The 14,595-nt window shown below is 32.4% G+C and carries 11 protein-coding genes; 5 read left to right on the top strand and 6 right to left on the bottom strand.

Annotated elements, in window-relative coordinates; genetic code table 11:
- Positions 1-45: 45 nt before the first annotated feature.
- The 3 genes from A9G11_RS11440 to A9G11_RS11430 form a co-directional block, all read right to left on the bottom strand.
- On the bottom strand, positions 46-957 hold the full coding sequence (locus tag A9G11_RS11440) for a hypothetical protein (protein ID WP_065619746.1): 912 nt from the start codon (positions 955-957) through the stop codon (positions 46-48).
- Positions 958-1,171: 214 nt separating this feature from the next.
- A complete protein-coding gene (locus tag A9G11_RS11435) occupies positions 1,172-2,065 on the bottom strand; it encodes a DMT family transporter (RefSeq protein ID WP_065619745.1) in 894 nt (297 codons plus the stop codon).
- 2 nt (positions 2,066-2,067) lie between these two features.
- Positions 2,068-2,934 (bottom strand): YicC/YloC family endoribonuclease, encoded by an 867-nt coding sequence (locus A9G11_RS11430; protein WP_065619744.1) that lies wholly within the window; start codon positions 2,932-2,934, stop codon positions 2,068-2,070.
- A 160-nt stretch (positions 2,935-3,094) separates the two neighbouring features.
- Between A9G11_RS11430 and rph the strand changes: the two genes are divergently transcribed.
- From rph to A9G11_RS11415, 3 genes are all read left to right on the top strand, one after another.
- Positions 3,095-3,811 (top strand): ribonuclease PH, encoded by a 717-nt coding sequence (gene rph, locus A9G11_RS11425; protein WP_065619743.1) that lies wholly within the window; start codon positions 3,095-3,097, stop codon positions 3,809-3,811.
- Between the two features lie 13 nt (positions 3,812-3,824).
- A complete protein-coding gene (pyrE, locus tag A9G11_RS11420; RefSeq protein ID WP_065619742.1) occupies positions 3,825-4,472 on the top strand; it encodes an orotate phosphoribosyltransferase in 648 nt (215 codons plus the stop codon).
- Between the two features lie 213 nt (positions 4,473-4,685).
- Entirely contained in the window at positions 4,686-6,470 is a 1,785-nt protein-coding gene (locus tag A9G11_RS11415; protein WP_065619741.1) for a DUF262 domain-containing protein, read from the top strand.
- Positions 6,471-7,303: 833 nt separating this feature from the next.
- Here A9G11_RS11415 and A9G11_RS11410 read toward each other — a convergent pair.
- Positions 7,304-8,008 carry a GntR family transcriptional regulator gene (locus A9G11_RS11410; protein ID WP_065619740.1) on the bottom strand — a complete coding sequence of 235 codons (705 nt, stop codon included), beginning with the start codon at positions 8,006-8,008 and terminating at the stop codon, positions 7,304-7,306.
- Between the two features lie 180 nt (positions 8,009-8,188).
- On the opposite strand from A9G11_RS11410, the gene A9G11_RS11405 reads away from it, so the two are divergent.
- Both A9G11_RS11405 and A9G11_RS11400 read left to right on the top strand, forming a co-directional pair.
- Positions 8,189-10,057 (top strand): glucose PTS transporter subunit IIA, encoded by a 1,869-nt coding sequence (locus A9G11_RS11405; RefSeq protein WP_065619739.1) that lies wholly within the window; start codon positions 8,189-8,191, stop codon positions 10,055-10,057.
- A 16-nt stretch (positions 10,058-10,073) separates the two neighbouring features.
- A complete protein-coding gene (locus tag A9G11_RS11400; protein WP_065619738.1) occupies positions 10,074-11,510 on the top strand; it encodes a 6-phospho-beta-glucosidase in 1,437 nt (478 codons plus the stop codon).
- Positions 11,511-11,643: 133 nt separating this feature from the next.
- On the opposite strand, the gene dinB is transcribed toward A9G11_RS11400, so the two are convergent.
- Positions 11,644-12,699, bottom strand: a complete 1,056-nt coding sequence (gene dinB, locus A9G11_RS11395; protein ID WP_065619737.1) for a DNA polymerase IV — start codon at positions 12,697-12,699, stop codon at positions 11,644-11,646.
- An 80-nt stretch (positions 12,700-12,779) separates the two neighbouring features.
- The gene (cptA, locus tag A9G11_RS11390; RefSeq protein ID WP_065619736.1) at positions 12,780-14,486 is read right to left on the bottom strand and encodes a phosphoethanolamine transferase CptA; all 1,707 of its coding nucleotides are present in this window, start codon (positions 14,484-14,486) and stop codon (positions 12,780-12,782) included.
- Positions 14,487-14,595 lie beyond the last annotated feature (109 nt).

Genomic DNA, 14,595 nt, shown 5'->3' with positions numbered 1-14,595 from the left:
TTACTATTAATTTATTTTTAAACTCATTTAATCGTTAAGTCTATTTTAATATAAGCTATCTTTCAGAGAAGAAAAAAGTTGATCTGTTTGGTTATCAATATATGTATCTTTTACTAGTATCAAAGAAGGATCATCTTCAAATATAATTTTCTTTTTCTCTTTTTTCTGTTTCATTGGGATAATACTTAAGATACTATTTTTATGGCAATTAGGACATTGGCAATACTGAAATTGTAATACTCCAACTTCCTCGTCAGATTTAGGATCTATTTGTTGAATAATTTCTAAAATTTCTTTATAAAATTTAACACCTGACAACGCATCGGCGTAATTGCCAACAGAAGTATTACTAATATTAGAAATTAATTTGTCATCACTAAATGAGAAAAATTTAAATTTGTTATACCAACTTTGACAATCTTCACAATAATAATCTTCCATTTTCCTTGCGCTAACAACAGAAGGGATTATAAATAATACGAACTCAACAACATAAAGTAAAATTAAAAATATCCCTGATATCTCGATTTTTGAAGAGCCTTTTGTAATTGTTATTTCACGATTAGGTATAACACCATTAACCATGATATCAATAACATCATGAGGAGAGAGGAATAATTCTAACCATGTATATGGGCTTAACCCCAATAAAATTGATTCAAATGTTACAATATTAGAATAATAAGCGAAAAAAGCGGTAATAAAGGCCAATAGCATATTGACTTTAGCATTTCGACTTTTAGCTTTTTTGCAAAAAAAAGTATTAATTTTTATTAATACAAACACTAGACCTAAAATTAAACCAATATCTATTATAATAATTGGCGAATAAGAAGAAATGACAGAATAGGCAATTCCAATAACTATTCCAACAATAATCCCAACGATAACAAACATTAACGTGGTACCAATTTGATACTTTTGTGAAAATTGATATTGCTTTGCTACAAAGTTCATTGTTTTATTCCTTTTTTTAGTAATAGTTTTTTGAGTGAAAATATTTTAGATCGCAATATCGTCCTTTTCAATGAAATAACTTTCTTCAGCAATATAGGAATAAAACTCTTTCGAATTTAATTAAAAAATGGAAATAATGTAAATACGTTGATTTTGCAGACACAGTTCAGATAAAAAACATTGCTAAATTCATATTAACCGCAACTTTTTAAAGTTAATGCTTTTTTATTGAAATGGTAATAAAGATTAGGCAGATAAAAATTAAAGTAATACCAATCCATCCAATTAAAGATAATGATTCACCAACTACAAGTATGGCTAAGATTGTAGCAATTACCGGTTCTAAGAGGGTAATGGTCGTTGCGGTACTAGCAGGGATCTTTGATAAACCAAATCCATAGCATAGATAACCGAGGAACATAGGAATGAATGCCATATAGATACTAACTATCATATTAGTGACTGAATCAAATAATGGAGAACCAATAACAATAATAATTGGCATTAACAGCAAACCACCACAACCAAAAGTTGCTCCCATTGATGATTTCGCTGATATACCTTTCAACATCAATTGACGAGCTGACCATGAATAAAATGCGTAAGTTAATCCAGCTATTAGACCTAACAATATCCCCATAGTAATGTGTTCATACAAAATTGTTCCCTCATTATTATCTGAAAAAGAGAGAAACAATACACCTACAATTCCTGAAGATGCCCCTAAAACCCACTGTTTAGTTGGACGAAAGTCATGACTAAAATATTCAATAATTACAGACAAAATAGGCGCTGAACCAATAGAAACTACGGTTCCAATTGTCACACCAGACAAACGCATTGATGAATAAAAAGCAAGAGGATAAATAGCTACAGCAATGCTACCCATTATTAGAAAATAAATGTACTTAAGTAAAAATTTGCGCTCATTAATTATCATCGGCATGGCTAGGATACACTGCAAAATCCCACCAATACCCATCGCAACAGATCCGATGAGTATTGGAGAAAGTGTGGGAGCAAAAGTAGCAGCTGTACCGGTCGTTCCCCATAAAATAGAGGTGAAAATGATAGCAAGTATAGCCAAAGATTTACTTGATAAATTCATTACTATTCAATATTTTGCACTTGCTCTCTTATCTGTTCAATAAGTACTTTAAGCTCAATAGCACTAGCAGTTACATCAGCATTAATTGATTTAGATGCAATCGTATTGGATTCTCGATTGAATTCTTGCATCATAAAATCAAGCCGACGCCCGACTGCCTCATTTTTCTTTAATATTGAGTAAGTTTCTTTAACGTGAGTCATTAAGCGATCAAGTTCTTCAGCCACATCAATCCGCTGAGCAACCATTACAATTTCTTGCTCAAGTCGTGAATTATCCAATTCAATATTTGCTTCTTCTAATTTACTTTTAAGTCTTTCTTTTTGCCATTCAAGAATTTCTGGCATCCATGCGCGTATTTTGTCAACTTGTAGGCTAATGCCTTCTAAACGCTGAATAATTAATTCACTTAATGCTTTTCCTTCACGTTCTCGAACAGCAATAAACTCATCAATAGTTGTATCAAGTAACGCTAAAATCTCTTGCGAAATGGTATCTAAGTCTTGTTCTTTAGCTGACATAACACCTGGCCAGCGCAGTACATCAACCGGATTAATTTCACCAGCTTGATACTCAGTCCGAATCCAATCAGCTGCATTTAATATCTGTTGAGCTAACTCAATATTCAATGATAATTGTTGATTTTGATTAGTTGGATCTAAATCAAATCGTAAATTACATTCGATTTTGCCACGAGTTAGGCGGTTACGTAATCGCTCACGAATGATTGGCTCAAGTGAACGGAATTGCTCAGGTAAACGAATATAAGTTTCTAAGTAACGTTGGTTGACTGAACGAAGTTCCCAAGACGCACTTCCCCATGGTTGGTTTAATTCTTTTCTTGCATAGGCTGTCATACTAGAAATCATAATAGCATCCTAAAATTATAAAAACTTACTGGGCATTGTATCACAAATTCTGTATAATGCGCTCTTAGCTTAGGCTAAACATCAACTCAATCTGGTTGATGTCCTCCTAAATGATTAACTCGAAATAATAATTTTTTAACTGAAATTGCAGGAGAAATGCATGCGTCCGTCTGGTCGATCTGCGGAACAAGTCCGCCCTATCAAAATAACCCGTCATTATACAAAGCATGCAGAAGGTTCTGTATTAGTCGAATTTGGTGAAACAAAAGTACTTTGCAACGCAACTGTTGATGAAGGTGTACCTCGATTTCTCAAAGGTCAAAATCAAGGTTGGGTAACTGCCGAATATGGTATGTTACCACGTGCAACTAATTCAAGAACTCAACGAGAAGCGGCCAAAGGTAAACAAACAGGTCGAACAATGGAAATACAACGACTTATTGCACGATCATTACGTGCTATGGTCGATCTCCAATTACTCGGCGAGTATACCATAACTTTAGATTGTGACGTGATTCAAGCTGATGGCGGAACAAGAACCGCTGCCATTACTGGCGCTTGTGTTGCGCTAAATGATGCAATTAATAAAATGTTGACCAATGGTCAAATCAAACAAAATCCGATTAAATCATTAGTGGCAGCAGTATCTGTCGGCATTGTTGATAATGAAGCGGTTTGTGATTTAGAGTACATAGAAGACTCAAATGCTGAAACCGATATGAATGTTGTTATGACTGATGATGGCAGAATCATTGAGGTACAAGGTACTGCAGAAGGTGAACCATTTACACATGATGAATTATTAAAGCTATTAGATTTAGCCAAAAATGGGATAACAAATATTATTGAGGCACAAAAACAAGCCTTAAAAGATTAATTGGAGAGGATCGATGAAATCATATAAAAGTGAATTTATTGAATTTGCATTAAACAGGCAAGCATTAAAGTTTGGTGAATTCACATTAAAATCAGGACGTAAGAGTCCCTATTTCTTCAATGCTGGTTTATTTAATACTGGCAAAGATCTGGCTTTATTGGGTCGCTTTTATGCTGCTGCACTAATGGATGCAAATTTAGAATATGATGTGATTTTCGGTCCCGCTTATAAAGGAATTCCCATTGTCTCATCCACTGTGGTTGCACTTTCTGAACATCATAATGTCGATGTCCCTTATTGTTTTAATCGAAAAGAGGCAAAAGATCATGGTGAAGGAGGCAACTTAGTTGGTAGTTCAATCTATGAACAACGCGTAATGTTAGTTGATGATGTTATTACTGCCGGTACAGCTATTCGAGAATCAATGCGCATCTTAGAAGATAATAAATCGAAATTGGCTGGAGTGCTTATTTGTCTAGATCGTCAAGAAAAAGGTCGCGGTGATCTGTCTGCTATACAAGAGATTAAACAAACTTATCATTGCGATGTCATTTCAATTATTACACTTGATGATCTAATTCAATATCTCTACCAAGATGAAACACGAAAAGATCAAGTTAAACAAGTTGAAGCTTATCGTGCAGAATATGGAGTAAAGTAAAGCTAACAATTTATTTTCATAAAAAGATATTTTTTAAAACGCCTATATGGCGTTTTTTTATATTCTTATTAAAAATAATTATAAATTCCATAAATTGATAGCAAAAATTATTGAAATAACTTTTTCTTTATCTAAAACTAGGTAATTGATAGTATTGTTTAATAATAATTCAATTAACTGAAATTAAAGTAACATCATATAAGGTGACAACATATGGAAGAATCATTCAAACCTAGAAGTTTATCAATTAGTGAATTATTTGGTGACACAAAAAGCCTTTATAAAATACCCAAATATCAACGACCTTATAAATGGGAAAGTGAACAAGTCGAACAGTTATGGGATGATATTATGGAATCGTATGAAAATGATGTGACAAACTATTTTCTCGGTTCAGTTATAACAGCAAGCTCATATGATGATCCACAATCTCCGTATATAGATGTTGTTGACGGGCAGCAAAGACTTACCACTTTAATGATATTATTTTGCGTGTTACGTGATCATTTTCCTGATCTAAATCAGAATGATAGTTTAAATCCAATTTCAGTAAATATAGACATTATTCGTTCTGCAATTACCTTTAATGGTCGAGCTTCACGTTTAAGATTATACACTCATAGCTCACATCAATCTGATTTTGACGCATATATTTTGGATGAAGGAGCAACAAAAGCTCTAGTTGTTCCTTATAAATATCAAATAAGAAATGATCAAGAACCTAAATTTAAATTTATTAATACCGCATTGATTTTTAGAGATAAATTATACTCAATAGATAAAAAAAATCTTGGTTCATTCATTAATTATCTTTTTTACCAAGTAAAAATTATTCGTATTGATTGCTCAAGTCGAGATTTCGCAATCAAATTATTTCAAGTTCTCAATAACAGGGGATTAGATTTAACTTCAGCTGATTTAATAAAAAGTTTCTTACTTGAAAAATTATATAAAAAATATCGCGATGATCCATCAACATCAAAACTAAAAGAAGATAGTTTTATGTCAGATTGGAATGAAATGGAACAAATTATTAAACAATGTGATGATATGAGCATGAACGATTTGTTTATTATTTATGCTCATTATTTATTAGCTTCAAATCAAAAAAAATCATTAACCGAAGAATTACAAAATTTATTTGAAGGTCAAGATCCTAACCAAGTCATTGCTTCATTAAAATCTTTTTCAGTTAATTATTACGAAAAAATATATTGCTCAAAAGATAAAAATATCTACTCTTTCTGGTACTTACGCTGGAGTAATTATTGGAAAGCGATTTTAATGACTGCAATTACACTAAATTACAAAGACTATAGCGAGTTAGTCTTTGAATTAAGACGTTTTTACTATTTGTATTGGATTGCTGGTAAAACATTATCGCAAGTCAAGCAAACATCTTTTAATATTATAAAGGCATTAAAAGAACATAAACATATAAATTACCTAAAAGCAATTTTTGAAAATAAATTAGCATCTGATAAAATTATAGACAATGTTATATCTGAATTAACTTCAAACATGGTTGATAAAGAAGCATGGATTAAACCTCTTTTGATTTTAATTGAATATGATTTGACTGATTACTCAAACCCTATATTTATTCACCTTAATAATGATTTACATCTTGAACATGTGCTACCCAAAAAATACAAAAATTTTACCGAATGGGGTTATATCACTGATCATATTGAAAATAAATGGTTACATAGCATTGCTAATTTAACACTACTTAGTGGCAAAAAAAATATTGATGCCAGTAATAATCCTTTTAATATAAAAATGGTTGTTTATAAAGGTAGTCATACTTCAAATACAACTGCATTCCGTCTTTCTCAAAAAATACTAGATGATTTTCATCAAAAAACTTTTAATCAACAATGGAACGAAGAAGCTTTAAAAGATCGATATTTTTGTTTACTTGAAAGATTGGAAAATTTATTAGCATTAGATTTATCTTCTGCCAAACAAATAGCTAGTCCACAAATGGAGGAATAAATATAAATTAGCTATAATATCACCACTACAATAGTTAATCTTAAAATAAGTAATGATAAAGCATAATAAATAACTTTATTATTACTTATTGACTGATTTTACATAGAAATATGAAAGATATGACTTCCAGTATCCCGTATTAAAAACCAATATTCATCAACGCAATAAATTCTTTTCTCACCTAGTTGAAAATCGTTATTGATAAAGACAAAAAGCTTTTGTTAAATTATTTGGTGAAAATTTACGTACTAATAATGCACCACAAAATTAAGATTAGAACTCTATCTTCAAAATCTTCCACTAGTTAGATTTGAAAGCAATGCAAACTGTTACCATTCCTACAGATAGATCTATTTAAAATTATCGTTCATCTATCATGAAATTTGTTATTAATTATTATATAGCCAAAAGAAAATTAATGGACAAAATAAAAAAGAAAGGTGATCTTTTAAAAGAAACATAGTACCTGATTCATGCTAGTTTCTATTACCGAGCTAAAGAAAGTTTGATAGTAGAATTTATCGAACAGAGTGATTTAGATATTATCCCTATTATGTCTTCTATCATTAATATATTCTTTCAATGAGCTTAATAACAATTATAGACAAAAGTAACAACTAAATGTTATATAGCTATATAATTTCATCATTGAAACATGACTATATAAGTAAGAAAGATATTGAACGTAACCAACTATTGCAAATATATGAGTCTTTTAACTCTTAAAATTTAATTAAAAAAGGTAAGCATTGTGAAATCTAATTTTCTATGCAAAAAAGAGAAAATTGTTAATAGCATTTTCCTCTTTACCATGAAATTAGATAAAACATCAATTACTTTGAATGACTCTGCACATAGAATTTTGCATTGTCATAATGATAAATAATTTGTGAAAAATCAAATGGTTCACCAGCGGTAGTATAAAATATTTCTTCAACACATAAAGCGGGATCACCAATTTGAAGACCAAGATATGATGCTGTTTCAGCATCAAGTTTTATGGCTTTAAAATATTTGTCTGAAAAACCAATGCTTATTTTACAAACGTCCTGTACATAGCTAAAAATAGAGTTTTCCGCTATTTCTTTGTTTAAATATGACACCAATTTTTTTCGATAATATGATTGTTCAAAGCCATATACTTCACCCTCAACATAACGCAGGCGTTTAATATAATAGACTTGTTCATCATCTTCACATCGTAAATGGTCTTTAATTTTAGAATTCGGTTGTATTACATCAACATTAAATACTTGTGATGATCCGGGTAAATCTCCCAAATCAACACTGAAACCATGACTTTCTAAAAAGTTGAGATAACCTTTCTTTTTAGGCTGTCTAACAAAAATCCCGCTTCCTTGTACTTGATAAATAACGCCATGTCGTTCAAGTTGATTAAGAGCTTTTATTATTGTAGTACGACTAACCTGATATTGATTAATGAGTCCTTCAATATTTGGCAGTTGTGTATCTTTCGCCATTTCTTGTAAGTAGATCATTTGTTTTATTTTTTCGGCAACATCTTGATATTTCAGCATTTGTACTTCTTTTATTCTTTTTAAATTAATTCCTTTTGTCATATTTTATACAAGTTATTTTAATATTTAAACAAAAGTTATTTAAAATTCGATCTAGATCACAAACAATATAATTGGTAATTAACAATTTTAAAAATAGTGTTAAATTAAGCTATCTTAATTATTAAGGAGCTTAAATCGATGTCGTCAAAAATTAGAGACTATAACAAATTGGCAGTTGATATTTTGGATGAGTTAGGTGGTGAAGATAATATTGTCACCGTTGCCCGATGTACCACTCGTTTACGAATTGTAACGCAAACATCACCAAAGCAAGCTAAAGAAAATATTTCTAAATTGCCGGGAGTAATTACGGTCGTTGAGAAAGGAGGACAAATACAAATTGTTATTGGTACTAATGTTGATAAAGTTTATAACGCATTTATCAAACTTATCAAAACCGATAATAAAGTAGCAAAAAACGATAATGCAAGTATTTTGAATAGAATTATTGCAACTATGTCAGCCGTTTTTGCACCATTTGTTTATATTCTTGCGGCTTCGGGGATTTTACAAGGGATCTTAATTCTGATCAAAATAGCTTTTCCTTCGTTCGTTTTAACCGGAACATATCAAGTTTTTAATTTTATTTCTTGGGCGCCTTTCGGATTTTTACCAATTTTTATAGCTATAACCGCATCTCAACATTTTCGTTGTAACATTTATATCGCTGTGGCTTGTTGTGCTGCTTTGTTATCACCCACTTGGTCGGAAATGGCAGCTTTGATTAAAACGGGTAAAGAAATTGATTTATTTGGTCTGGCTCTTTCAGAAACGACTTATACTTCAACTGTTCTTCCACCATTGTTTTTAGTATGGCTACTTTCTTATTTGGAACGAATTTTAGAACCTTTACTACACAGCATCATTAAACCACTATTATTGCCACTATTATGTCTGGTCATTATGGTTCCTTTTACATTACTTGTCGTTGGACCATTAACTGCAGAGGGCGCACACTATATTGCTAGTGGCTATAATTGGATAGTAAATTTAGCACCTTCTATTGCTGGAGGTATTATTGGTGCAGTTTGGCAAGTGTTTGTGATCTTCGGTGTTCATTGGGGTATTACACCGGTTATTGTTGAGAACTTTAAACAATCTGGTCAAGACACTTTCCAAGCATTCCAAACCATTGCCGTTATTGGTCAAGTAGGTGCAGCATTAGGTTTTTATTTAAAAACTCGATCTCGAGATATGAAAGGCATTTCATTATCTGCCTTTGTGACAGGTCTATTTGGTATTACTGAACCAGCTATATATGGTGTTAATTTACGTTTTAAAAGGCCATTTATTTACGGCTGTATCTGTGGTGCTTTAGGTGGAATTGTTGCTGGTTTCTTCTCTCCAGCCTATTACGCTTATGCTGCTTTGCCTGGACCATTAACTATCATTCATGCTCTTAATCCTAATCATCCTGGTGCTGTCATTGGTGTAGCCATAGGATCAGCAATTGCACTGTTTGGACCAGTATTATTAATTCAAATCTTTGGTACCAATGAAACAAAACAAAATAACACAAACATTGAAAATGATACTCCTAAGATCCTACTTGATGAAGTTGAAATTACCAGTCCAATGACAGGTTCTGTAGTCCCTCTTAGCCAAGTTCCTGATGCTGCTTTTGCTCAAAAATTAATGGGAGAAGGAATAGCTATTGAGCCAATAGAAAATAAAGTCTATGCACCTTCTGATGCACAAGTGACCGCAGTATTTGAGAGTTCAAAACATGCCATTGGGTTAACTTTAGATAATGGTGTAGAGTTATTAATTCATGTTGGAATTGATACGGTGAACTTGACCAATAATGAATTCAAATATCATGTGAATTTACATCAAAAAGTAAAAAAAGGTGATTTATTAATAAGTTTTGATCCTAATGCAATTAAGAAAGCCGGTTATCCATTAATAACACCAATTATTATTGTTAATACCGATCAATATCAACAAATTACTCTTACTGATAAAACCCAAGTTACTCCAGAAGATATACTATTTAAAATTATGTAATAACAAGGAAACAGATATGGAACAAAAACCATTTTTATGGGGCGGTGCTTTAGCCGCTCATCAATTTGAAGGCGGATGGAATGAAGGTGGAAAAGGACCAAGCGTTGTAGATGTCATGACGGCTGGTGCGCATGGCGTACCTAGACAAATAACACAAGATATAGAGGCTGGTAAATTTTATCCAAACCATACCGCAATTGATTTTTATCATCACTATAAAGAAGATATTAAACTGTTTGCTGAATTAGGGTTAAAATGTTTACGAACATCAATCGCTTGGACTCGTATTTATCCTAATGGGGATGAATTAGAGCCAAATGAAGAAGGTTTACGATTTTATGATGCTGTTTTTGATGAATTAATTGCTCATGGTATTGAACCGGTTATCACCTTATCTCATTTCGAAATTCCATTACATCTTGCTCGCAAGTATGGTGGATTTCGTAATCGTAAAACGGTTGAATTTTTTGAACGTTTTGCCATTACTTGCTTTAAGCGATATAAAAATAAAGTAAAATACTGGATGACTTTTAATGAAATCAATAATCAAATGGATACCAGTAATCCTATTTTCTTTTGGACTAATTCAGGTGTTCAAGTCAAAGCTGATGAAAATCCGCAAGAAGTGCTTTACCAAGTTGCCCATTATGAATTACTAGCTAGTGCCAAAGCCGTCATCGCAGGAAAAAAAATAAATCCAAATTTCCAAATTGGTTGTATGGTATCACACGTACCTATTTATCCTTACTCCTGTAACCCTGATGATATGATGGCAGCTGAAATCGCTATGCATCAACGATTTTTCTTTCCGGATGTTCATGTCCGAGGTTATTACCCTTCTTACGCCTTGAAAGAGTTTGAACGAGAAGGATATAAATTGGATATAACCGAAGAGGATTTATCTTGTCTCAAACAAGGTACGGTAGATTACATCGGTTTTAGCTATTACATGTCAACAGTGGTTAAAGCTGACGTACAAAATGATAATCGTGATAGTATTGTGAATGGTGCATTACCAAATTCAGTTGAAAACCCTTATATAAAAAGTAGTGATTGGGGCTGGCCAATTGATCCTGAAGGTCTACGTTATACATTAAACCGATTATATGATCGTTATCAAGTTCCCCTATTTATTGTAGAAAATGGTTTTGGTGCGATTGATGAGTTAGAAAATGGAAATAAAGTTCATGACAAACCACGAATTGAATATTTAAGCGCCCATATCAAAGCAATGTTAACCGCAATCAATTATGACGGTGTTGATGTGATGGGTTATACCGCGTGGGGTATTATTGATGTCGTTTCATTTACTACCGGTGAAATGAAAAAACGTTACGGTGTGATATATGTAGACCGTGATAATGAAGGAAAAGGTAGTATGAAACGTTATAAAAAAGATTCATTTGAATGGTATAAAAAAGTGATAAGTACCAATGGTGCGAGTTTAAAATAATCTAAAAAAATTAACGTGTTAGTTTGATGTTTGTGGGATTAGGGTTGCCCCTTCCCATAAACATAATTTAACTAATTGTGATAATTAAAAATAGATTAATAAAATAACTTATAACTTAAAATAATCTGTCCAATTAAAACTTAAAAATTAACTGCTTATCCAGTTGTGGATCGATCAGAGTCACATGAAATCCAATCAATCTTACACCACGATCATTACGTCTTTCATGCCAAACTTTATAAGCTTGCTCAATCAAATCTGCTTTATCTAATTTTGTCCAAACATGTTCTTGTGTTGTAAGTTGGAAATCATCAAACTTAAATTTTACACCTTGTCTGGCTATAGAGAGATCAGAACGAACTTTACTTAATCTTTTTTCTAATTCATCAAAAAGTGGATCAAGTTGCTGTAAACAGGCTTCCCAACTATGAATATCATCAACTAAAGTCCGTTCAACACCAACCGATTTTCGTTGTCGATCATTACAAACTTCACGTGGATCAATACCTTGGCATCTTTCATATAAAACACGTCCAAATTTACCGAATTGATTAAGTAGTTTTGTGAGATCATACTTCACCACATCACTGCATTGAAACAAACCTAATTCAGCTAATTTTTTTTCAGTTACTTTACCCACACCAGGTATTTTTTTAAGTGGTAGCTGTTCAATAAATTTACTCACCTCATCTGGTCTAATAACATATTGACCATTAGGTTTATTCATATCGGAAGCTATTTTGGCTAAGAATTTTAAAGGGGCAACCCCTGCTGACGCCGTTAAGCCAAGCTCATTGAAAATTGCTTGTCGAATATCTTGAGCGATAAGCGTTGCCGAACCATGACAGAGCTGACATTCAGTCACATCCAGATAAGCTTCATCCAGCGAAAGAGCTTCAATAGCTTGAGTATAACGCTGAAAAATTTGGTGGATCTGATTAGATACCTCTTTATAAACCGCATGCCTACCTGGAATAACTTTAAGATTGGGACATAGCTTAACAGCCTGAGCCATTGACATGGCACTATGAACACCAAATTGACGCGCTAGATAATTGGCTGTAGCTACAACACCTCGTTTACGAGGATCCCCACCTACGGCAATAGGTATATTGCGATAACGGGGATTATCTCGCATCTCAACAGCAGCATAAAAACAATCCATATCTACATGAATAATTTTTCGCATAACCTACTTTCATCGCATTTAAAATAACTGTATAAATATACAATACCATACCTTAAATGCCTATGCAAACTAACTATTATTTAATTGGGTAGTTTATCAATATCTAACAATCCTTTTTTATCATAAGGATCACCAATCCAACGAGTAGATTGTTTAAACTCTGGATTGACGATACTTTTTTCCGGTTCATACAGTTGATAGGTCAATCCAGCTAAATCTGACCACGTATGTATTAAATCTTGTGTACTATATTTACGATTAACATAGGTCTGATAATTATTTGGATGAGTTTGGATCCAGCTAGGTGATAACCAAATCATAAACGGAACAGTATACATAGTTTTAGTTGGAGCTTTTTCATTACGACCTAATATATCATGAGGTGGAGTCTCGTAGACATCTTCACCATGATCTGAAAAGTACAACATAAAACCATTTTGTTTACTCTTTTTGAATATATCAAACAGATTTGTTGTCACAAAATCATTATAACTAACTGCATTATCATAATTGTTATAGCTATTTAACTTGTCATCATCAATTTTAAAAGGAATACCCGTATTATCTTTAAACTGATCATATTGACTATTTTTAGGATAACGAAATTCATATTTCATATGTGTTCCAAGTAAATGAATAATGACAAACTTCTTAGCAACTGGTTCAGCTAACACCTTCTTAAATGGCTCAAATACAGATTCATCATACTGTCTCGAACTCTGGTTGCGGTCATTATTCAGATAAATTTGCTCATCTGTTTGTTTAGAAAACATGGTTAACATGGTATTTCGCTTAGTGATAGTTTGTTGATTAGTGATCCAATACGTCTTATAACCTGCTTGTCGCATCAGATGTATTAAAGAAGGTTTTTTCAAATATAGATCAGGATGATGTTCATCCGCAAACGTTAATGCCTGTTGTAGAATCTCAATTGTATAAGGTCTTGATGACACAACATCATTGAAAACAAGTAAATTAGGGTTTTCTTTTTGAAACTGTTCTATTTGTGGTGTTGTATTACGCGCATAACCATAAATCCCCATTCTATTACGTGTAGTAGATTCTCCAATAATTAACACTAACGTTCTTGGTGTATTACCATTAGCATCTTTTAGATTTTCCAATGGTGGCAATACATCATAGTTAGCTAAAATACTTTCCATTTCCGATAATTGTGAACGATAAGCCAAATAATGACTGATTAGTTGCCAAGGTACAGTTGTTTCCATTCTGGATAACAAATGAAAACTAGCTTTTTCAAAGGAAGCCTTTTTAACAACCAAACTAATCCCTAAAGGCATCAAAGCATAAATCAAAATCAACAAAGAGACGATCAGTTTGGTTTTATTTTGTACATATATCGGCTTTACTTGTTTCCATAGAATTATACCTATTAAAATATATAGGATAAGGACTACAACTAACTTAATACTCAAATATTGTTGGATAAACTCATGGGATTCATTGAAATTAGATTCAGCCATGACAAAAAATACACTTTGTGAAAACTCTTGCTTATAAATAACAAAATAACTGACAAAAATTAAAGATAAACCGCCAATAATTAATCCCAAAACAGTAGCTATTTTCCGAGTATAATTTGGAAACAGTAGCACCGGAATAAGCCAAATTAAACTATAAATAACTGAATCACGTAAGCCATTGATACTTGAATGACCTGAAAGGAAAATGAACAGCTGTAAAGCACAGGAAAAATAGGCAAAAAATAGCGTAACAAACAAAAGTGCTGACCAGCTAAATTTTTGGTTTTCTTTTGGAGCTTGCATAAATCCCCATCAACAATAGTTATAAGTTGTTGATAGGATATTGAGATTAAATTAATAAAACCTTAAGAGTGAGCTGAGCAAATAAAATGGATAAATAAAACCAGCAAAG

It is taken from the genome of Gilliamella sp. wkB108 (assembly GCF_001690195.1).
In the GTDB taxonomy this organism is placed as follows: Bacteria; Pseudomonadota; Gammaproteobacteria; order Enterobacterales; family Orbaceae; genus Gilliamella; species Gilliamella apicola_L.
This window is presented reverse-complemented; position numbering and strand designations above follow the sequence as displayed.